The organism is Pseudovibrio sp. JE062 (assembly GCF_000156235.1).
Taxonomy (GTDB): domain Bacteria; phylum Pseudomonadota; class Alphaproteobacteria; order Rhizobiales; family Stappiaceae; genus Pseudovibrio.
In genome coordinates this window covers 200,162-219,146 of record NZ_DS996813.1, presented here as the reverse complement: position 1 = coordinate 219,146, position 18,985 = coordinate 200,162, and the positions used below count along the sequence as shown (strand labels likewise).

The 18,985-nt window shown below is 49.8% G+C and carries 15 protein-coding genes; 3 read left to right on the top strand and 12 right to left on the bottom strand.

The features are described 5' to 3' along the window. Positions 1–103: 103 nt before the first annotated feature. Positions 104–1,012, bottom strand: a complete 909-nt coding sequence (gene gcvA / locus PJE062_RS21550) for a transcriptional regulator GcvA (protein ID WP_008552049.1) — start codon at positions 1,010–1,012, stop codon at positions 104–106. Positions 1,013–1,587: 575 nt separating this feature from the next. Here gcvA and PJE062_RS21545 point away from each other — a divergent pair. Beyond that, positions 1,588–1,755 (top strand): Flp family type IVb pilin, encoded by a 168-nt coding sequence (locus PJE062_RS21545; RefSeq protein WP_008551958.1) that lies wholly within the window; start codon positions 1,588–1,590, stop codon positions 1,753–1,755. A gap of 62 nt (positions 1,756–1,817) precedes the next feature. Here the strand turns inward: PJE062_RS21545 and moaA are convergent, their stop codons facing one another. Continuing rightward, positions 1,818–2,852 carry a GTP 3',8-cyclase MoaA gene (gene moaA, locus PJE062_RS21540; RefSeq protein ID WP_008552036.1) on the bottom strand — a complete coding sequence of 345 codons (1,035 nt, stop codon included), beginning with the start codon at positions 2,850–2,852 and terminating at the stop codon, positions 1,818–1,820. A 189-nt stretch (positions 2,853–3,041) separates the two neighbouring features. Between moaA and PJE062_RS21535 the strand changes: the two genes are divergently transcribed. After that, positions 3,042–3,407: a gamma-butyrobetaine hydroxylase-like domain-containing protein gene (locus PJE062_RS21535; RefSeq protein ID WP_037037910.1), complete on the top strand. Its 366-nt coding sequence runs from the start codon at positions 3,042–3,044 to the stop codon at positions 3,405–3,407. A 31-nt stretch (positions 3,408–3,438) separates the two neighbouring features. On the opposite strand, the gene PJE062_RS21530 is transcribed toward PJE062_RS21535, so the two are convergent. From PJE062_RS21530 to PJE062_RS21495, 8 genes are all read right to left on the bottom strand, one after another. Beyond that, positions 3,439–4,032, bottom strand: a complete 594-nt coding sequence (locus PJE062_RS21530; RefSeq protein WP_008551865.1) for a L,D-transpeptidase — start codon at positions 4,030–4,032, stop codon at positions 3,439–3,441. Between the two features lie 359 nt (positions 4,033–4,391). Next, positions 4,392–6,026: a fumarate hydratase gene (locus PJE062_RS21525; protein ID WP_008551945.1), complete on the bottom strand. Its 1,635-nt coding sequence runs from the start codon at positions 6,024–6,026 to the stop codon at positions 4,392–4,394. A gap of 185 nt (positions 6,027–6,211) precedes the next feature. Further along, positions 6,212–6,781 (bottom strand): YceI family protein, encoded by a 570-nt coding sequence (locus PJE062_RS21520; protein ID WP_008552057.1) that lies wholly within the window; start codon positions 6,779–6,781, stop codon positions 6,212–6,214. A 21-nt stretch (positions 6,782–6,802) separates the two neighbouring features. Next, a complete protein-coding gene (locus PJE062_RS21515) occupies positions 6,803–7,372 on the bottom strand; it encodes a cytochrome b (protein WP_008552022.1) in 570 nt (189 codons plus the stop codon). A gap of 97 nt (positions 7,373–7,469) precedes the next feature. Beyond that, positions 7,470–8,048: a YceI family protein gene (locus PJE062_RS21510; protein ID WP_008552017.1), complete on the bottom strand. Its 579-nt coding sequence runs from the start codon at positions 8,046–8,048 to the stop codon at positions 7,470–7,472. 319 nt (positions 8,049–8,367) lie between these two features. Next, complete coding sequence (locus PJE062_RS21505) at positions 8,368–8,871, bottom strand: class I SAM-dependent methyltransferase (protein WP_008551797.1); 504 nt, start codon at positions 8,869–8,871, stop codon at positions 8,368–8,370. 93 nt (positions 8,872–8,964) lie between these two features. After that, positions 8,965–9,513: a GNAT family N-acetyltransferase gene (locus PJE062_RS21500; RefSeq protein WP_008552040.1), complete on the bottom strand. Its 549-nt coding sequence runs from the start codon at positions 9,511–9,513 to the stop codon at positions 8,965–8,967. A gap of 70 nt (positions 9,514–9,583) precedes the next feature. Next, a complete protein-coding gene (locus PJE062_RS21495; protein ID WP_008551948.1) occupies positions 9,584–11,059 on the bottom strand; it encodes an NAD-dependent succinate-semialdehyde dehydrogenase in 1,476 nt (491 codons plus the stop codon). A 458-nt stretch (positions 11,060–11,517) separates the two neighbouring features. Between PJE062_RS21495 and PJE062_RS21490 the strand changes: the two genes are divergently transcribed. Beyond that, a complete protein-coding gene (locus tag PJE062_RS21490) occupies positions 11,518–12,534 on the top strand; it encodes an Ldh family oxidoreductase (RefSeq protein WP_008551905.1) in 1,017 nt (338 codons plus the stop codon). On the opposite strand, the gene PJE062_RS21485 is transcribed toward PJE062_RS21490, so the two are convergent. Both PJE062_RS21485 and PJE062_RS21480 read right to left on the bottom strand, forming a co-directional pair. Continuing rightward, positions 12,531–16,934, bottom strand: a complete 4,404-nt coding sequence (locus tag PJE062_RS21485; RefSeq protein WP_008551822.1) for a translocation/assembly module TamB domain-containing protein — start codon at positions 16,932–16,934, stop codon at positions 12,531–12,533. The two genes, PJE062_RS21490 and PJE062_RS21485, sit on opposite strands and share 4 nt — an antisense overlap. A 50-nt stretch (positions 16,935–16,984) precedes the next feature. Further along, complete coding sequence (locus PJE062_RS21480) at positions 16,985–18,904, bottom strand: autotransporter assembly complex family protein (protein ID WP_008551867.1); 1,920 nt, start codon at positions 18,902–18,904, stop codon at positions 16,985–16,987. Between the last annotated feature and the right edge of the window lie 81 nt (positions 18,905–18,985).

Here is an 18,985-nt window from a genome sequence, read left to right as displayed (position 1 = left end):
AGCTGTAATATCTACCGCTCAGACGAATACCCGATTTCATTTCTCAATACATTTGGTTTGCGCTTCATTTGTGCTGGGCTGGGCGCGTGACACATTTGCTTGGCTAAGCTGGACAAAGTTCTTCAAGTTCAGACTTGATCCAATCAATGAAAACCTTGCATTTGTGCTTTTGAAAGGAGTTCTCCAAGCCAACCAACATGTAATGAGCGGTTGCAGGGATCTTCAGATCGAACGGGTTTGTCAGCAAGCCAAGTCGCGCATCATAAGCACAAAGAACCTTTCGTCCCAGGATTACTCCGGCCCCTTCAATCGCCGCATCCTGAGCATGATCAATCTGCGAAAAGTGCATGCCTTTATCTGCCCAGGCCGTGCGAGAAACACCAGCCGATCTTAGCCAATCTTTCCAGCTTGGCGCATTCAAAAAAGTCGCCATGCTGTCTTCGTGAAGCAGCGTAAAGTTCTTTAAGTCTTCCGGTTGCCGCATCTGCTCCGCCAATCGCGGCGCGCACATTGGTGTCAGATAATCTTCCATAAGAAAGTCGACATGCAATCCCGGATAGGGGCCCCGTCCAAAGCGTAGCCCAAGATCAACGTCATCCTTATAGAAATCCACCAATTTCAGATTGGCAGAGATACGCAGTTCAATCTCCGGATAAGCTTCCATGAAGCGGTAAATACGCGGCGCTATCACCTTTGAGGCTGTGCCAGGACCTGTTGAGATGACCAGCACATTATCCTCGTCTATCCCTTTAACCCGAGCCACAGCTTCGCTGAAATTCTCTAATCCAGCCTCAACCCCAGGCAACAACTGGTGCCCTGCTGACGTAAGCTCGATAGCTCTGTTGAGTCGCACAAACAACTGCACCTGTAACTGCTCCTCAAGCATTTTGATCTGATAGCTTAATGCCGACGGTGTAAGCCCGAGCTCAAGAGCAGCCTTCGCAAAACTCATATGTCTGGCAACACACTCGAATGCTCTGAAAGAGTTGAGTGGAGGAAGCGAATAACGCATATCACCTCAAATAATTTGATCTGATTGCTCGAAATTACTCGTTTGCCGAGATCTCCACCACAAGACTATTGTCCCATCGAGATGATGACTGGAGAATAATATGACGAACTTTGTTGAGACTGTGAGCTATCCAGAGCAAAAGCGACGACGCACTGCACCAATGCACATTCTTATGATGAAAGGCCGCTTCGAACGATCCCGCGCATTTCACACATTTTGGCAAGGCATTCTAAAGCGCTTTAGTTGGACGTTGATATAGAGTAAGTGCCAGAGGGTTTCAGTTTGAAGCTATGCACTGTGAAATTTGCTGAAAAAGAGATAGAGTTAATGGATGGTAAATTTGTATCATTCAATTTTATTTATTTAAAAATATATTAAAAACAATGAGTTACTTCGAATGTGTGTGTATTGAATTTAGGATAATAGCGTGTCGCACCAGTTATAACTGCGTACTTCTAACATCCCTAAATTACTCAGAGAATTTGATTCATAAATTGGCAAGAAATGAGGGCCTAGGGTGCCCCTAGTCCCGATGAGGAGTGGGGCTTCTAGGGTTCAAAACGGAGTTTAAAATAATGTTTGCTAAGTTTTTGAAAGACGAGTCAGGCGCAACTGCAATCGAATATGGTATTCTTGCGGCTTTGATGGCTGTTATTGTTATCGCTGCAGTGCCACTGCTCGGTGATAAGATTGTGACCCTCTTTAAGGGTATCAGCACAAGCTTCTCATATACACCATCATGATGCCATGCTTAAAAATAGTTGGCCCCGCCTTAGGCGGGGCCAACTATTTGATTGTTTTAAACTTACCCCCCCGTCATACTCATATGACGAGAAACAGATCCAGACTTGTTATCACGATCGATAATAAAGTCATGGCCCTTTGGCTTTCGTGCAATCGCTGATTCAATCGCTTCCGAAAGCACTTCATTTCCTTCAGATGCGCGCAGTGCAGCACGAAGGTCTTTCTGATCTTCCTGACCTAGGCACATAAACAGCTGGCCGGTACATGTCACTCGAACGCGGTTGCAGCTTTCGCAGAAGTTATGGGTCATTGGCGTAATAAAGCCGAGACGACCATCTGTTTCCTCTATCCGCATGTAACGGGCAGGGCCGCCGGTCTTGTACGGAATATCCGTCAGTGTATACTTGGCTGAGAGAGCTTTGCGCACATCGCTCAAAGGCAGATATTGTTCGTTTCGGTCGCCATCAATCTCACCCAAAGGCATAGTTTCAATGAAGGTGAGGTCATGGCCACGTTCGTGCGCCCACTCCAGCATTGGAATAAGCTCATCTTCGTTGAAGTTCTTCAGAGCAACGGCGTTAAGCTTGATTTTGAGCCCTGCCTTCTGAGCAGCCTCAATCCCGTTGAACACTTTCTGGATATCACCCCAACGCGTAACGTCCTTGAACTTCTCAGCGTTCAATGTGTCGAGAGAAACGTTGATGCGGCGAACACCTGCCTCAAATAGTTCTTCGGCATACCGCTCAAGCTGTGTGCCGTTCGTTGTGATTGTAAGCTCATCAAGAGCGCCGCCATCCAGATGGCGCTTAAGGCCACGGATAAAACTCATAATGTTTTTACGAACGAGGGGTTCACCACCCGTCAGACGGATTTTCCGAACACCTTTTTCGATGAATACGGTGCAAAGGCGATCTAGCTCTTCCAGCGAAAGCACGTCTTTCTTTGGCAGGAAGGTCATGTGCTCTGACATGCAATACACGCAGCGCAGGTCACAGCGATCAGTCACAGAGACGCGAAGATACGTCACGGCGCGGCCGAACGGGTCAATCAATGCTGGGTGCGCACCCTGCTGTTTGTCCTCGGCATACTGCCCCATGGAAACCTCCACTTCCGTCTCTCTGAAACCGTCGAATTTAACAATTCTAATGTAGTACGCAATGAGTTAGCGTCAATCCATCAGTAAGGAGTTCCAGTGGATTTACCTAGGAAAATATCTTAGAACCACAGGTATAATTCCTAGATCATCAATACTGAGTTCCGTGAACTTGGGCAAGGACAAAAAAATATGTCGGATACACGTTGGCCTACGCAAATTCACTTAAAAAACAATGGAAAAAATCTTGAAATTACTTTTGATGACGGCCTCGAAGTCTCGTTTACCTCGGAGTTTCTGCGGGTGATGTCACCCTCTGCAGAGGTTCAGGGCCATACGCCAGATCAAAGAAAAGTGATTGCAGGAAAGCAGGATGTCTCGATTATCGGTGTTGATCCGGTCGGAAATTACGCAGTTAAACTGACATTTGATGATCTGCACGATACCGGCATTTTTACCTGGGCGTACTTCCAGGAGATGGAAGAGCAACGAGATTTTTTGTGGAATCGTTATCTGAAAGAACTGGAAGAACGTGGGCTCTCAAGAGAGCTTAGCTAAAAGGGCTGGTGAGCAACCAGCCCCAAGCATTTTAGCGTAGAACAACAACCTTCGTGCCAACGTTGACGTTGTCATAGAGGTGAATGACGTCTTCGTTTGCCATTCTGATGCAGCCTGAAGATACAGCAGAGCCGATAGTCCATGGCTCATTGGAGCCGTGAATACGATAGATCGTGCTGCCGATATACATGGCGCGTGCACCAAGTGGATTGTTCGGGCCGCCTTTCATGAAGAAGGAGATGCGGCCTTTGCGGCGCTCACGTTCGATCATGACCTTCGGTGGTGTCCAGCTTGGCCATTCCGCCTTGCGAGTGATGCGGTGTGTACCTGCCCACTGGAAGCCTTCGCGTCCGACGCCAACACCATAAACCATGGCAGTACCGTTGCCACGGATATGATAAAGGCGACGGTCTTTCGTGCTGATCACAATGGTATTCGGGCCGTAGGAGCCATTGTAGCGGACTTGCTTGCGTTTGATGGGAGACTTGCCGTGTTGAGCGGAACCATAAGTCACCCACTTCTTGGATGCATGATCAAAGAACTTTCCAGAAGCCGCAGCATCTGCCTGTGTTCCGGTAAATAGTGCTGCAAAGCAAAGTGCAACACTCGCGATAAGTATGCGCATTGAATACCCCCTGGGATATTGTTGTTTGTTTTATCTCGTTTGCATGAGGGAATTTATGCAGCGAGTAGGGAGACGCTCGCAGCTTAGAATGTCAAATCTATTAATTGTTGAAGTAATACAGACTACAACTGCCGCTATATGTTTCTTATGGCAAAGGATTTTACTAGTGATCCATTCGAAGCTGATTTACATTCGTCTCGAGCTTAATTTGCATCTAGCTAAAACACTAATTAATCGACAAAAGTAAGAGTGAATAATGCTAATTTGATGTTTGATTGATTGAAATTGTCATGAACTGTAGGCACAAAAAAGGGCGCTTCGAAAAGCGCCCTAATTCAGTAAATCCAGAAACTGAGTAGTTAGCTCAGGTTCAGCTCTTTAAAGAAGTCATTGCCTTTGTCGTCAACCACGATGAAGGCAGGGAAGTCTTCCACTTCGATCTTCCAGACGGCTTCCATACCAAGCTCTTCGTATTCAACCACTTCAACACTCTTGATGCAATCCTGAGCCAGGCGTGCAGCTGGACCACCGATGGAGCCCAGGTAGAAGCCGCCATGAGCCTGACAGGCACGACGCACACCTGCAGAGCGGTTACCTTTTGCCAGCATGACCATAGAACCGCCAGCAGCCTGGAATTGATCGACATATGCATCCATGCGGCCCGCAGTTGTCGGGCCGAAGGAGCCGGATGGCATGCCTTCAGGTGTTTTTGCAGGGCCTGCGTAATAGACAGGGTGGTTCTTGATGTAATCAGGAAGCGGCTCGCCGGCCTCAAGGCGATCACGCAGCTTCGAGTGTGCAAGGTCGCGGGCCACGATCAATGGGCCAGTCAGAGACAAACGGGTCTTGGTTGGGTGTTTTGTAAGCTCGCCAAGAATTTCGCTCATCGGGCGTGTCAGGTCGATCTTCACGACATCATCAGAAAGATCGTTGTCAGTGACTTCTGGCATGTAAACTTCTGGGTTCCGCTCCAGATCTTCAAGGAAAATACCTTCCTTGGTGATCTTACCGGTCGCCTGACGGTCAGCAGAGCAGGAAACACCAATGCCGATTGGAAGAGATGCACCGTGACGTGGCAGGCGGATAACACGCACATCGTGACAGAAGTACTTGCCGCCAAACTGAGCGCCGACACCGCTGGACTGGGTCAACTTGTGAACTTCAGCTTCCATCTCCAGATCACGGAAAGCGTGACCACCTTCTGAACCTTCAGTTGGCAGCTCGTCCAGATAGCGGGCCGAAGCAAGCTTTACGGATTTCAGGTTCAGCTCAGCGGAGGTGCCGCCAATAACAATTGCCAGATGGTATGGAGGGCATGCCGCGGTTCCCAGAGTGAGGATCTTCTCTTTCAGGAACTCAATCATACGATCACGGGTCAGCAGGCTTGGCGTACCCTGGAACAGGAAAGTCTTGTTTGCAGACCCGCCGCCTTTTGCCATGAACAAAAACTTGTAGGCATCATCCCCCTCAGCATACAGCTCAATCTGAGCTGGCATGTTGTTCTTGGTATTCTTCTCTTCGAACATGGAGAGAGGTGCCAGCTGGGAGTAGCGCAGGTTCTTCTTGAAGTAAGCGTCACGAGCACCTTCGCCAAGCGCCGCTTCATCGTTGCCATTGGTCCAGACCTTGCGGCCTTTCTTACCCATCACAATTGCTGTGCCGGTGTCCTGACACATAGGCAGAACGCCAGCTGCTGCAATATTCGCGTTTTTCATAAGATCAAAAGCAACAAACTTATCGTTTGCAGTTGCTTCAGGATCATCCAGAATTTTCCGCAGCTGCTCAAGGTGAGAAGGGCGCAGGAAGTGGTTGATGTCTTTAAATGCTTCTTCAGCAAGCAGGCGCAGGCCCTCTTGCTCCACTTTCAGGACTTTTTCTCCGTCAAACTCAACTTCGCTAACAAACTCGGAAGTCAGCTTGCGATACGGGGTTTTGTCCTTACCCAATGGAAAAAGAGAGGTGTGAACGTACTCGGGAGCAAGTGTTTCAGACATCTTGGCACTCTCTGGCTATTTTGGTGTACAGCCGTACACTGTTGAATTTGCTGAGCGCCGTTTTATAGAGAAAAAGCCGAGGGGCAAAGCCCCTCAGCCCTCAAAATTCGTCAAATTTACTAGATTACGCCGAATTGACGAGAGACCTGGTGGAAAATGCAAGCCTCTCTTACGGGTAGGTGTCATCAACGTGTCGCGTAAAGATCCAGCTTCACAGTGACTTTGTTGCTGACAGTGCTGTCTGGCACGCCATCGCCAATTTTGAAGTCGCCGCGTGAAAGTGTGGCTTCCCCAACAGCATGAGCCGTGTCACCTTCAATGGTCAAAGTGAACGGAAGGAACACAGCAATCTTGGCGCCTTTAAGCTCCAAAGTGCCAGCTGCTTCATAAAGATCACCGCCAGCCGGAACCACATTGTCAACGCGGAAGATGGCATCTGGGTAGCTGGAAATGTCCAACCACTGTGCAGTGGTGATCGCACCCGCAGCCTGAGCGTCTTCAGTCTTCACGCTTCCGGTGATGATGGTAGCCTGAATTTGAGCATTCTCAAGATCAGCTTTGTCGAAGATGATCTTTGCATTCCAGGTTGCAAATGTACCGGTAACGGTGTTCCCGTTATTGATGACTTCAAAGCCAAGCGTACTTTTGTTGCGATCTACGTACCATTCTTCAGCAGAGGCTGTAGAAGCGGCTGCTACCAGAATGAATGCCAAAATTGCGCTAGCTTTAAAGAACAAGTCGGTCAATCGTTTCATAGTTTTCTCCGGATCCTCAAATTAAGCCTTTGAGGACAACATACGCTGTAAGACTTTATCCTTGGATATGAAGTAGTGCTTAAGGGCAGCTCCAACATGAGCAAGGATTACTGCGATAAACGCATACGCAGCCCAGCCATGCACTGAGGTGAAGAACGCAGACACATCCGCTTTTTGCCCCAAAAACTCAGGTGTTGGTAGGTGCGGAATCTCAAAGAGGTTAAAGAACACTGACGGAAGACCCAGCGGGCTGGATGAAACCAGAAGCCACCCTGTCAGTGGCATAATCAGCATCAAAGCATAAAGGCTGATGTGTCCCAGATGCGCAGCCAGCTTCTCCCAGCCAGGCATCTCAGCAGGCAGATCTGGAGTGATGCTTGTAATCTTCCAGAGAATGCGCAGCGCAACAAGCGCAAGAACGACAAAGCCAATAGATTTGTGAAGCTGATAAAGAGAGTAGGTTGCTGGCTCAAAAATTGGCAGGGTCACCATGTAGAGACCAAACCCAAGCATACCAATAATGAGCGTGGCTATGGTCCAGTGCAACGTGATCGCAACAATGCCATAGGCTGATTGTGTATTTCTGATCATGGAGAGATCCTTTGATCAAGGGAAGGGACGTTACAGCCCCTTCGCCAAGGTCATATGGCCTGCTGGGGCATTTGCTTCCGCATGCAGGCCAGAACCATTACTTAACGGTCGCTTCGAAGCTGATTTTGATGTTCACTTCGTCAGAAACGTAAGGAACAGCCATCGCCATGCCGAAGTCGGAGCGCTTGATGGTTGTTGTTGCATCAAGGCCAACAGCTTTCTTCTTAGCCATTGGGTGCTCAGCGATCTGGTTTACAACCACTTCAAGAACGGTTGGCTTGGTAACGCCGCGGATCGTCAGGTCACCGGTTACTGCCAGGTTCTTTTCACCAACCTGCTCAACCTTGGTGGACTTGAATGTTGCGGATGGGAATTTTGCAACGTCGAAGAAATCAGCGCTCTTCAGGTGCTCATCGCGTTTTGCCCAGAAGGTGTCGAGGGAGTTAACGTCAATCTCAACATCAACTTTGGAGTTCGCTGGGTTTTCTTCATCGATGATCAGGGTAGGGGTCCAGGTGCCAAAGCGACCATCAGTGGTGGAGTAACCCAGATGGTTGTAGTCGAACGCCAGATTTGCGTGGGACATGTCAACGTCGTATGCAACTGGTTCAGCAACTGCTGCTGTTGCGAGGAAAAAAGCTGCAACTGCGAGCATTCCGAAGCGAACTGATTTCATTGTAATCTCCAATTTCTGTTGAACTGTGAACGTCAAGCTTGGGCATACAATTGGCACATGTTTCGGGAATTGCAATTAAACGCATTGTTCAGCCTGAGTGCACAATCACGGAAAAGTCAGCAATATCGCCGATTTTTGCAAACATTGTTACGGAAATGAGTTGTCACTGTGGCAACATAATGGAGATTGTAAAACCAGCTGATACAACTGCAAAAATATACGGGTTTTACATCACATTTTCGTGTGTGATCTATCAGTTGCTGGCTATTTGATAACAGCAGGATAAGGAGGCACGACAAGGCGCCTCCTGAAATAGTCCCTAAGGCTTGTATGTGAAGAGAATTCCGTTCTTGTCACGCAGAACTTCAAATTTCTCTTTCTTCAGCGCATCACGCAGATTTGGCAGAACACTCTTATCATCTGCGATAAGCATGTAACCACCAACACGAAGATATCCAAGCATGCGCTGCAGAAGTTTGACGCGCGCATTGTTTGGCAGCTCGTGGAAAAAGCGGTCAGCTACAATCGCATCAAGATCTTGAGGCGGAGTGTAACCAAGCGCATCAGCATGCACGATCTCAATCGGCAGATTTTCAGCTTCAGCACGTTCCTGCAGCTGATTTAGACCAACTTTGGAGCTATCGACAGCAATGACGTTGTAACCGCGCTTAGCGAGAAAAATTGCATCGCGTCCTTGCCCGGCACCCAGATCAAGAATAGTCCCGCTATCGAAATCCAGATTGGAAAACAATGTTGTAAACTGCTTGGAGGTATGGCCGAAGTAACTTTCGTCCTTGGTGTAAATCTTATCGTATTTCTGCATAACTCAGCCTGCATGGATCTTTAAAGGAAGCATATACAGGATCGCAGAAAATGAACAAGCCCAACCAGTGAGTTGCCAGCTGGGCTTATCGTTTTAAGTAAAGCTTTGCTTCATGAAAACAGTCGGACTTCCCATATACGTCCCATCCGCATACTTCTCAAAGCCAACTCGCTCAGCAAGTGTGACACTGGCAATGTTTTCTGGCGCAATAATACAATGCGCTTCAGGAAACAAACGGGAGCCCTTCAACCATGAAAGACCAAGCTTAACCGCTTCACGAGCATAGCCTTGGCCGTGGAACTTAGGAGAGATCACCCAACCGGCTTCAGCCAGGCCATCAAGGCTTGGCGTTATATCCCGTTTGAAGTCAGAAAAGCCCACATCGCCAATCAGCTCGCCTGTGTCTTTTTCAATGACAGCCCAGTACCCAAAGCCGGAAAGGCTCCAGTGCCCGGCGTACTTGAGAATACGCCCCCATGTGTCTGTAGGGCTGGAAGGCTTACCGGAAATATAACGCACCACATCAGGATCAGCCCACAAAGCACAGCAGGCGTCAAAATCAGAGGCTTGGTGCGCACGCATAATGATGCGCTCACCTTTGAGTGTTGGCGCAGCCGTACAACGTTCTTGTTCTATAATCACGAAAGCAGTCCCCAAAAGAAAAAGCCGGAGTGATGAACACTCCGGCTCCCCACAAAATTAACAATGAGCTTTAAAGGCCAAGCCCACCAATGCAAGAGTATTTGATGTTGATGTAGTCATCGATTCCGTATTTGGAACCCTCATTGCCCATGCCGCTGTCTTTGTAACCACCAAACGGTGCATACTCTGTGGTGATCACGCCTTCGTTTACACCCACGAGACCGTACTCAAGAGCTTCCATCACGCGGAAAGTCTGCCCCAGATCCTGCGTGTAGAAGTAACAAGCCAGGCCGTACTCAGTGTCATTGGCCATCGCGATGACATCTTCTTCGCTCTCGAACTTGAAGACAGGTGCAAACGGACCGAATGTCTCTTCTTTTGCAACCTTCATGTCAGGTGTCGCGTTGAGCAGCAAAGTCGGTTCAAAGAAAGTCCCGCCCTGTGCATCCAGCTTGCCGCCGGTGACAACGGTTCCACCTTTCTCAACGGCATCTGCAATGAGTTCTTCAACTTTGGCAACAGCACCACCATCAATCAGCGGACCCTGGTTCACACCTGGTTTCAAGCCATCACCTACACGCAGCTGATCTTCAATCGCTGCCTTCAGCTTGGCAGAGAATTCTTCATAAATGCTCGCCTGAGCATAGATACGGTTGGCACATACGCAGGTCTGGCCAGAGTTTCTGAACTTAGAGGCAATCGCACCCTCAACAGCCTTATCCAGATCAGCGGAGTCAAACACGATAAACGGCGCATTGCCGCCAAGTTCCATGGAAACTTTCTTCATGTTAGCCAGTGCTTTGGCAGCCAGTTGCTTTCCAACCGGAGTGGAACCGGTAAATGTGATCTTGCGAACCTTTTCGTTCTCACACAGTTCATCAGCAATCTGAGCCGCAGAGCCTGTTATGATATTGATGACACCAGCAGGGATGCCAGCCTTCTCAGCAAGCTCACCAAGGATCAGAGCTGAGTAAGGTGTCTGGCTAGCGGGTTTGGCAACAACCGTACAGCCGGAACCAAGAGCCGCGGCCAGCTTGCGGCCCAGCATGGAGCTTGGGAAGTTCCATGGAGTAATGGCACCAACAACACCTACTGGCTCTTTGGTCACCATGATGCGGCGGTCCTTCCATGGAGAAGGGATCACATCACCATAAACGCGCTTGCCTTCCTCAGCGAAGAAACGAATGTAATTGGCCGTGATAGCAACTTCACCTGTCGCTTCTGCAAGAGGCTTGCCCATCTCAATAGTCAGCAGTTCGGCAAGTTCTTTCTGGTTCTCAGTAATCACATCAGCCCAACGCAGCATAAGATTGCAACGCTCAACCGCAGTCATCTTCGACCAGATTGCAAATGCTGCCTGCGCCGCATCGATGGCTTCAGCCGTTTCAGAGCGACCAAATCGAGGCACGCGACCAATGATTTCACCGGTTGCTGGATTGTTCACTGAGATGGAGTTGCTTTCATCCCCGCTAACCCATTTGCCTCCTATGAGACAGGCTTCACGAAGGAGCGGAATTTCTTTGGTGAGTGAGAGTGTTGAACTCATGAGTATCTCCTGAATGAAGTCATATCCCGACAGAGATGGGGAAGAGACAGAGAAGCAAGATCGGCTATTGGCGTAACCCGACTACACATATAAGTGGTAGATCTAGGAAAAACACCTAGTTCCCCTAGGATTTGCAAAGATTGATCCATTCTGCAATGCAAATCCATGGTTCAAACCACTGTCTCTTTCTCAATGGATTGCGGATAGATCCAAAACTCACGCAGTTATAAGCCGTTACAACACAGTCCTTCGGACAGAGCCTTCCGGAAAAATCTGGAATGATGTCATTCCCAAAATCTCATTATCCAGTATGTTTCTGCTGTTTTGTCATCCTCGTTTCTTGCATGCCTCAATGCCTAGAGGTTTGCACACCAATCGAGAGCAGGCTTCAATTGTGCTCCAGCGCAAAATATGTCACGAGCGATTTGTTAAAAACGCAAATTGCTTAAAGGCGCCTCATGTCAGATACGGTCAATCTCACATTACAAGAAGCACGCAAACTCACCATCGATGCTCTGTCTGCGAATAAAACAGATCCAGCAGTTGCTGAGATTGTTGGGCAAGCGCTGGTGAATGCTGAGGTTGATGGACAGGGAGGTCATGGTCTTTCCAGAATACCGTCCTACACAGCACAAACCTGCACCGGAAAAGTAGATGGCTATGCCAAACCGGAAGCCGAACTGATCACGCCTGTCGTGCAAAGGATCGATGCCAAGTTTGGTTTTGCCTATCCAGCCATCGAAGTCGCATTACCGTTTCTGAAAGAAGCCTCAGCAAAAAACGGCTTGGCATTGAGCGCAATCCGCCATTCCCATCATTTCGGTCAAGCAGGCGCTCACTGTGAGCGGCTGGCTCGGGACGGAATGGTTGCTTTCATCTTTGGTAATGGACCAAAGGCAATCGCGGCCTATGGCGGCAAGAACCCCATGTTTGGCACCAATCCAATCGCATTTGCTGCGCCAAATGCAGACGGCGAGCCGCTTGTCATTGATCTGGCACTGTCTCGTGTTGCCCGCGGGAAGATTATGGCTGCACAACGTACCGGCAACACTATTCCGGAAGGTTGGGCACTGGATGCAGAAGGTCAGCCAACCACGGATCCAGACGCAGCACTTGCCGGAACTATGATCCCGATTGGAGAGGCCAAAGGGGCTGCGCTGGCAATGATGATTGAAATTCTCGCAGCAGGCCTGTGCGGAACTGCGTTTGGGTTTGAGGCCTCTAGCCTGTTCTCAGGAGAAGGTGATGCGCCAAACCTGGGGCAAGTCATCCTCACAATCAATGCAGATCTAGTCTCAGGCAGCGCATTCGCAGAACGCATGCAAACACTTGTGGCCGCTATTGAGGGAGAGCAGGGGGCTCGATTGCCGGGAACCTCACGTCTTGCAGCACGCGAAAAGGCCCGTCTGAACGGTATCAATTTGCCAAAGCCAATTTATGAGGAAGCTGTCCGGCTCGCTGGGCACTCAGCCTAGTCGTACTCCCGCTCATAATAGAAGCCAGCTTTTGCATCCCCGTCTGAGCTGGCTTCCCCGCGCAGCTTAAGGAACTTGGTCACATCGATATCGACCGTAGCCGCATTATCACCTGTGGTTGGCTCCTGCGTGACACCCAGATAAATGCGCTCGTTGATGTAACCACCCACGGCCAGTTCTGGATTACCTTCAGCATCAAAGTTGATGTCGATATCACTGACGCCCAGTAGATTGCGTAGTGTGCCCAGAGGTCCTTCTGCTCCACTACCACCTGTAAGCGTAGCAATGGCGCTCGCAAGCCGAGCCAACTCAACTGGCGACAGATCATTGACAGATTCACCAAAGAGCAACTGAGAGACGATCTCATCTTTCGGCAGGCTTGGAACAGACGTGAAGTCAATCACTGGAACGTTCGCAGGGCCACTAACCAAAACAGTCACCTCAGTTGAGCCAGAGGTTGTTGTAGCGGCAAAATCAAGAAACGGCACCAGAGACCCACTGAAAGTTACATTTCCGCGGCTGAGGGTGAGTCTCTTGGAGAGGATGTCGATCCGTCCGCGAACCAGCGAGAAGGCTCCCACGGTCTGAATATTGCTCACCGTACCGCCAATGTTGAGGGAGCCACCTGCTTCAGCATTCACACCGCGCCCGCGAATAAAGATCTTACCCGGAGCTTCAACATCCACATTCAATGTGGCTTTCTCTATTGGGCTGCTCTCATTGCCTTTCTTCGGGTTCTCACGACCTTCATCCTGAGCAAGTGCCTTTGATTGAGCTAAAACAGGCTTCGGTGCATTCAAATGCCGAACAATGACCGGATTGATGCTTGAACTAAAGGAACTTGGGATCTCAATATCAGCTTGCTCAATAACCACTTTACCGCCAATTGCAGGTGGTGATCCCGCATCCCCAAGAGAACCTCGAAGCGACAGGTCTGCGTTAATCAAGGCGCTGACAAACGTTCCATCAACATACCGACCACCATCAATGACCAGATCGATCTGCGCAGGAAGTGCTTCACCCAGACCTAGCTTGCCATCCAGTTTGAGCGTTCCGCCATTGATGAACTTGGCGCCTAGAGCATTGATGATAACTTCTTGCCGAGTTATATGAATGGCACCGCTATAGTCATTCAGCGTCATGCCAGTTGAGAGCTGCGTTGTTTCCAGCTGATTTGGCCGAATCTCCATCGCAATCTGCGGATCTCGCAGACTTCCGGTAACCGAGCCGTTCAACTGGAAACCGCCGCTACCGCCAAAGCCCAGTTCGATCAGTTTTGCTCCAACAACGTCTAGCGGGATGTTGCCGTTTGCAGTCAGTGAAACATTCTGAGCGCCGGCAATGCCGACTTTTCCGTTCGCTTGAAGGTTCAGTCCGGCGCCATTTGTAACCGCTGTTTTTTGATTGACCTCGTTCCCCGCAAAAGAGCCTGTGCTCGTGATTTGCAGCGGCAAAATTCTGTTATCTTTGAGCGGTTTTGCAGAGAAGTCATTCAGTGCAAGGTTCCAGCTGACTTCTGGCGTATCCACCTTGCCAAAAGCCCGTGCTTCTCCGTTGAGCGTACCGTCCAGTTCCAGAGACGGAACAAATGCATTGGCCAGCGAAAGCGGCAGTTGGTTCATCCTGGCGGTAATGTTCAGCTCAGTGCTGTCGGTGCCCGAAACTTGCAGTGATCCGCTACCGAGTTCTAGTTCAAAGGACGTGACAGTACGCCGATCTTCCAACAACGAGATGGTGGTAGGCTGCTTGAGATTGGCTTGAATGCCTTTGTAAAGTCCTTGCAATTTGCTGACTTTGATCTGAAGTCCGTTAGGTACAGCCTGCAGTACACCGCTGCTTTTTAAATTGTCATTGTTTTCCGCAAAAGCCGCATCAATCGTGAAACCAGTAGCAATGGCTGAGCTGGTTGAACCTTCAACCGGCGTTGCCTCAACAGTGAGAGCATTCAAAGCCACACCTTCAACCTCAACGCCTTCCAGCTTGATACTGGCATTGGCAGAAGGGCGTGTGAAAGCTTTGTCGATCCATCCCTTGGCCATGAAAGAGCCAACGGAGCTTTCAGCAAAACGAAGGCCTTCGCTGCTAAGATCAAACTCAACCTGAGTGTGGCCATCTTTTTGCTGGATATCGATCTCCCCTTGGGCCCGGCCTTCCATCTCAGTCAAGGCCAGCGGGGAAAGTGTGCTCAGATCATTTGCTGCAATTGAGAAGTGCCCCACCAATCCCAATGGAAGCTGGGCAAGATCATCCGCATGCGCATTACCGGAAACCTTGTTACCACCCAGATCGAACTCAAGTGTTGGAACTGAGAGTTTGCTATCTTCACTCACCAGCTTGAACTGACCGGCCAGTTCTTCTCCCTTGAAGCGCCCGCTCAGATTGATGTCCGCATTGGGGGAGGTCTCAGAGAGTTTAGCGTCTGCGGATAGCTTCAACTGCTCAAGAGGCACGCCATCCATTTCAATCCGCTCAGACTGAACCTGTAACGTCACATTTGGTGCATTGGCACTGCCTGATATTGTGCCGTTTGCAGAGAGCATACCTTGGACACGTGGCTCCAGAAGCTCAAGTTCGCGGATTAGAGCAGAGAAGGCACCTTCTGTTTGCCTATCTTGTAAGCTGCCATGGGCTTCAATCTGGCCAAAGGCATTCTCAAAGCGGAGTGTCTCCAACTGTCCATAAGACGCCAGCAAATCATTGCTATTGAGTGTGGCTGAAAGCTTAGCTGCAAACCGGCTTGGAGAAACAAGAACACGGTCCAAACTCTCATTTTGCAGGCGCACCCGGCTGCTGGTGCCTTCTAGATTTATATCACCTGATTGCTTAGTGAAATCTGCCAGAACTGCGAGTTGAGCTTCCACAGAACCAGCAAACTCTTGCTGCACAAAGCTCGAGATAAATCCGAGATCTGAAATTGAGATACTTCCCTGTGCCTGCCCGTTGCTTGGAGTAACTTCGACCAAGTTAAACCGTGCAGTCGCTCCAGCTGTCTCCGCATGAAGCTCGCTCAGCTCCAGTTTTTGCTGGTTGGGAAGAGCGGTTCCTTTCATGGAAACCGTAAAGCTCTCAAGCACTTTATTTTGTGCTGCCGCAAAGTGAGACCCGTTGACCTGAAGGTCGGCTTCCAAAGGAATGGAGATCAGCTGTTCAGATATCTTCGCTCCATCGCCTTTTGCTCTAAGAGTAATCTGGTCTACATCGACATCTTGTGTGGTCAACTGATTTGCGTTTGCAAACAAATCCCAGTTCAGGTTCTCCAGAGGCCCGGAAGCGGAAGCATTGAGAGCGAATGATCCTAGCCCAACAACTTGACCATCAGTGACGAATTGTAGAGGACGGTTGCTGCCTTCTATAGTCTGAGCCTGCATTTTTGCGATTAAGGCACCGCCATCAGCCGAGTAGTCATTTTCCACCTGCAACACAATGGTTCCGGTCGAAAGCTTAGCTTGAGCCGACAGAGGCAGATAACTCTCATTCAACGTAGCTGTTGCAAACCATGATGTTTGTCCGGCAAAGAGGCTAGAGGCCGCTGCCGGGAGAAACTGAGCCAGTTCACCTGATAGGTTCGTGGTCAGCTTTTTTTGCGTCCCGCTTTGTGAGAGCGAAACATCGCCTTCAATCGCACGGGCATTGTTCAGATCGACCTGAAGGGAGGAGGCCCAATCTGACAGAGGTCCGCCGCCTTCCATACGAAGAGCAAAGCTAGGTGCCCCTTGGAGATCCAGGAGATGTGCGGCCAAACCGTTTGCTGCCTCTGAAACAATCGCCTTGAAGTTGAAGACACTGTCAGCTGGAGCAAAGTCTACATCTAAGCTCGCCGAACCCTGTATCTCTCCAAACCGAGTGATGCTGATCTGGCCTGTAATTTTTTCTGGTGTGCTGGAATAGGCTGCTGAACCAGCGATCATAAATTGCGCAGGCATCCCGGCAATCTCTGCAGGAAGTGTAACCTCTGAGATCTGAAGCTGCTTAAGCTCAATAGAGCTGAAGGGAAGGGAGATACCCGTCTCTGCTGAGGTGGTCGGCTCTTCAGTGGTCGTTTCTGTCGCTTCAGGAAGACGTGCGAGCATCACCTGCTGTGCTGCAATCTCTTGTACATCGAGTGACCCGACCAAAAGAGCAAGAGGGGACCAGCGTATGGCAGCCTGCTGCACCGCCAGCCATTCCCCCTTCGTATCTTCAAGTGTCACGCGTTCAGCATAGATGTTACCTGCTGCAGTCAGCTGAGGTTGATCGATTGTTATGTCAGGCAGGAAAGAGCTGAGTGTTGATCCAAGAAACTGTCGTCCGGCACTAAAACTAGTCGTCACCACAAGTCCGGCATAAATCACCAGTACCAGCACAAGAAGAAGGGCCAGCAGTTTGCCAAACAGGGCAGTGATATGTCGAACCAGTTGCATTCGTTCTTTGATCTTTCTTTATTGCTGTGCGCCAGACACAGGCGCACCTATTAGAAGGCCTGACTTAAACCAATATAGACCGCAAAGGGCGGGTCATTGCGTTGAGGCTCCAACGGAACGCCCACATCCAGCCGCAGCGGACCAACAGGTGTGAAATAACGTACACCGCCACCAACGCCGACACTCAGCGGCTCATCAAAGTTTGGGAATTGTGTTGAATAGGCTGCTCCTGCATCAACAAACCCAACCAGCCCGATGGTTTCAGTAATACGTGTTCTGACTTCACCATTGAACAACACAAAGCTGCGGCCCCCGGTGACTTCATCATTGATGCGAGGCCCAACGTTTTTATAGGCATAGCCGCGAATGGTACCACCACCACCAAGGAAGAAGCGTCGTGCAGCAGGCACATCCTGAACGGCTGGCGCAATGATTGCACCAGCTGAAACCCGTCCAGCTAAAACAACACGATCTGTGCCAACAATCGGCAGATAGCTTGCAATGGAGCCTTGAGAATATAGGTTCTCAGTATCGCCAAGTACGTCATAGGCCGGTTCAAAGAACAGCTTAGCTTCAATGCCGTGGGTCGGGTTCAGCGTATCATTGCGTGTATCATAGGTCAGATCCGCAGGGATACCGAGCAGGAAGTAATCATTGTTGCCAAACACATCCCGTTCGTTGGCAAAGTAAACCTCAGCTCCAATCCGTCCACTTAAGGCCGGGGTGAAGTCGCGTGAGAGATAAGCGTCATAAGCAAATGATGTACTGCGATAGTTGTCTGGGTTTTCCTGAACAGCTGCCACGCTCGTTGAAAACGCTGTTAAAGGTCCGATTGCACCTGGTTTTTCAAAGGTGATGCGAGCCGCATATTCAATCTGCTCATTGTTAACAGCAAGCAATTGCCCGACAGCGCCAGTAACTGAAAGCCTCTCCGCTTTGCCAAATAAGTTGCGATGACGCCAGTAACCTTCAACACCAACGCCTTCGTTGCTGGAGTAATTTGCACCAAGCCCGAAGACCTTTCGAGGTCGTTCAGCGACAACAATTGTAACTGGTAACTCTCCGTTTGAATCAAGTTGGTCAGCGGGCTCAAAACGAATGCTGGAAAAGACCTCCAGATCGCGTAACCGGCGTTGTGCTTTAGATATGACATTAGCGTCCCACTGCGCACCCTGAGGAAGGTTTGCATACGTGCGAACAAACTCCGGATCCATATTGACTGTGCCTGAGACTGAAACCGGACCAAACTTGGCATAGGGACCGCTGTTAACACGCAGTTTGACCTTGAGTGCACGATTGGCATGATTGGCCAGCAACTGTCGGTCAGCAACCTTCGCAAACGGATAGCCCTCATCTTTAAGGAAACTGACGGCCTGACTTTCTGCAGTAAGCACTTTGGCAGAAAGCGCGGGTGTACCCTCTACCAAGCCAAGTGTCTGAGCATCTGGTAAATCGAGACCGTTTTTCGTAGCAGGACCTTCGTAAGAGACTTCAGCTGAGCCAAAGTGGAACTGCGGTCCGCGATTAACAACCACGAGAACAGGGATGGGGCGCTCAGTTATCTTTTCGGGATGCAAAATCGCCTGATTAAGGGGCATGCCAGCAACGTCGATCTCAACAAGCGCACCATAGTAGCCGTCTTCATAGAGCTTACCGATCAGGCGCTCAAAATCTTTTGTCGCACGAGCAAGAACACCACTTGCACCAGAAGGCAGTTTTTTGACATCCTGAACCAGTAGGCTGACGGATTGCAGCTCTTCTTCAACGTCACTTGGGGCTTCCTCATCCTCACCAGTGACGCGAAACTCTACAGTGTAGGGAGTTGGGTCTGGAACGCCCACATTCTGATCTTCGTCAGTCTCGGCTTTTTCGCCCCATAAATGATATCCAAAAAGCTCAAAGGCATGAGTTGGAGAGGCGGAACTCAGAGCAAGGAACAGGCACGCAAACAGCACAGAAAGCCGTGGCATTTTAAAAGGCCACGCCAAACTAGAGGCAAAACTGCCTCGCTTACTTGTTTGCTTGTAAAGCAACTAGGAAAAGCTCCCACA

What these genes read in the sequence shown, in the direction of transcription:
- PJE062_RS21480 (WP_008551867.1), bottom strand. Translation starts at nt 18,904, where the DNA reads ATGCCACGGCTTTCTGTGCTGTTTGCGTGCCTGTTCCTTGCTCTGAGT.
- PJE062_RS21485 (WP_008551822.1), bottom strand. Translation starts at nt 16,934, where the DNA reads ATGCAACTGGTTCGACATATCACTGCCCTGTTTGGCAAACTGCTGGCC.
- PJE062_RS21490 (WP_008551905.1), top strand. Translation starts at nt 11,518, where the DNA reads ATGTCAGATACGGTCAATCTCACATTACAAGAAGCACGCAAACTCACC.
- PJE062_RS21530 (WP_008551865.1), bottom strand. Translation starts at nt 4,032, where the DNA reads ATGCGCATACTTATCGCGAGTGTTGCACTTTGCTTTGCAGCACTATTT.
- PJE062_RS21505 (WP_008551797.1), bottom strand. Translation starts at nt 8,871, where the DNA reads ATGCAGAAATACGATAAGATTTACACCAAGGACGAAAGTTACTTCGGC.
- PJE062_RS21510 (WP_008552017.1), bottom strand. Translation starts at nt 8,048, where the DNA reads ATGAAATCAGTTCGCTTCGGAATGCTCGCAGTTGCAGCTTTTTTCCTC.
- PJE062_RS21525 (WP_008551945.1), bottom strand. Translation starts at nt 6,026, where the DNA reads ATGTCTGAAACACTTGCTCCCGAGTACGTTCACACCTCTCTTTTTCCA.
- PJE062_RS21515 (WP_008552022.1), bottom strand. Translation starts at nt 7,372, where the DNA reads ATGATCAGAAATACACAATCAGCCTATGGCATTGTTGCGATCACGTTG.
- PJE062_RS21545 (WP_008551958.1), top strand. Translation starts at nt 1,588, where the DNA reads ATGTTTGCTAAGTTTTTGAAAGACGAGTCAGGCGCAACTGCAATCGAA.
- PJE062_RS21495 (WP_008551948.1), bottom strand. Translation starts at nt 11,059, where the DNA reads ATGAGTTCAACACTCTCACTCACCAAAGAAATTCCGCTCCTTCGTGAA.
- gcvA (WP_008552049.1), bottom strand. Translation starts at nt 1,012, where the DNA reads ATGCGTTATTCGCTTCCTCCACTCAACTCTTTCAGAGCATTCGAGTGT.
- PJE062_RS21520 (WP_008552057.1), bottom strand. Translation starts at nt 6,781, where the DNA reads ATGAAACGATTGACCGACTTGTTCTTTAAAGCTAGCGCAATTTTGGCA.
- PJE062_RS21535 (WP_037037910.1), top strand. Translation starts at nt 3,042, where the DNA reads ATGTCGGATACACGTTGGCCTACGCAAATTCACTTAAAAAACAATGGA.
- moaA (WP_008552036.1), bottom strand. Translation starts at nt 2,852, where the DNA reads ATGGGGCAGTATGCCGAGGACAAACAGCAGGGTGCGCACCCAGCATTG.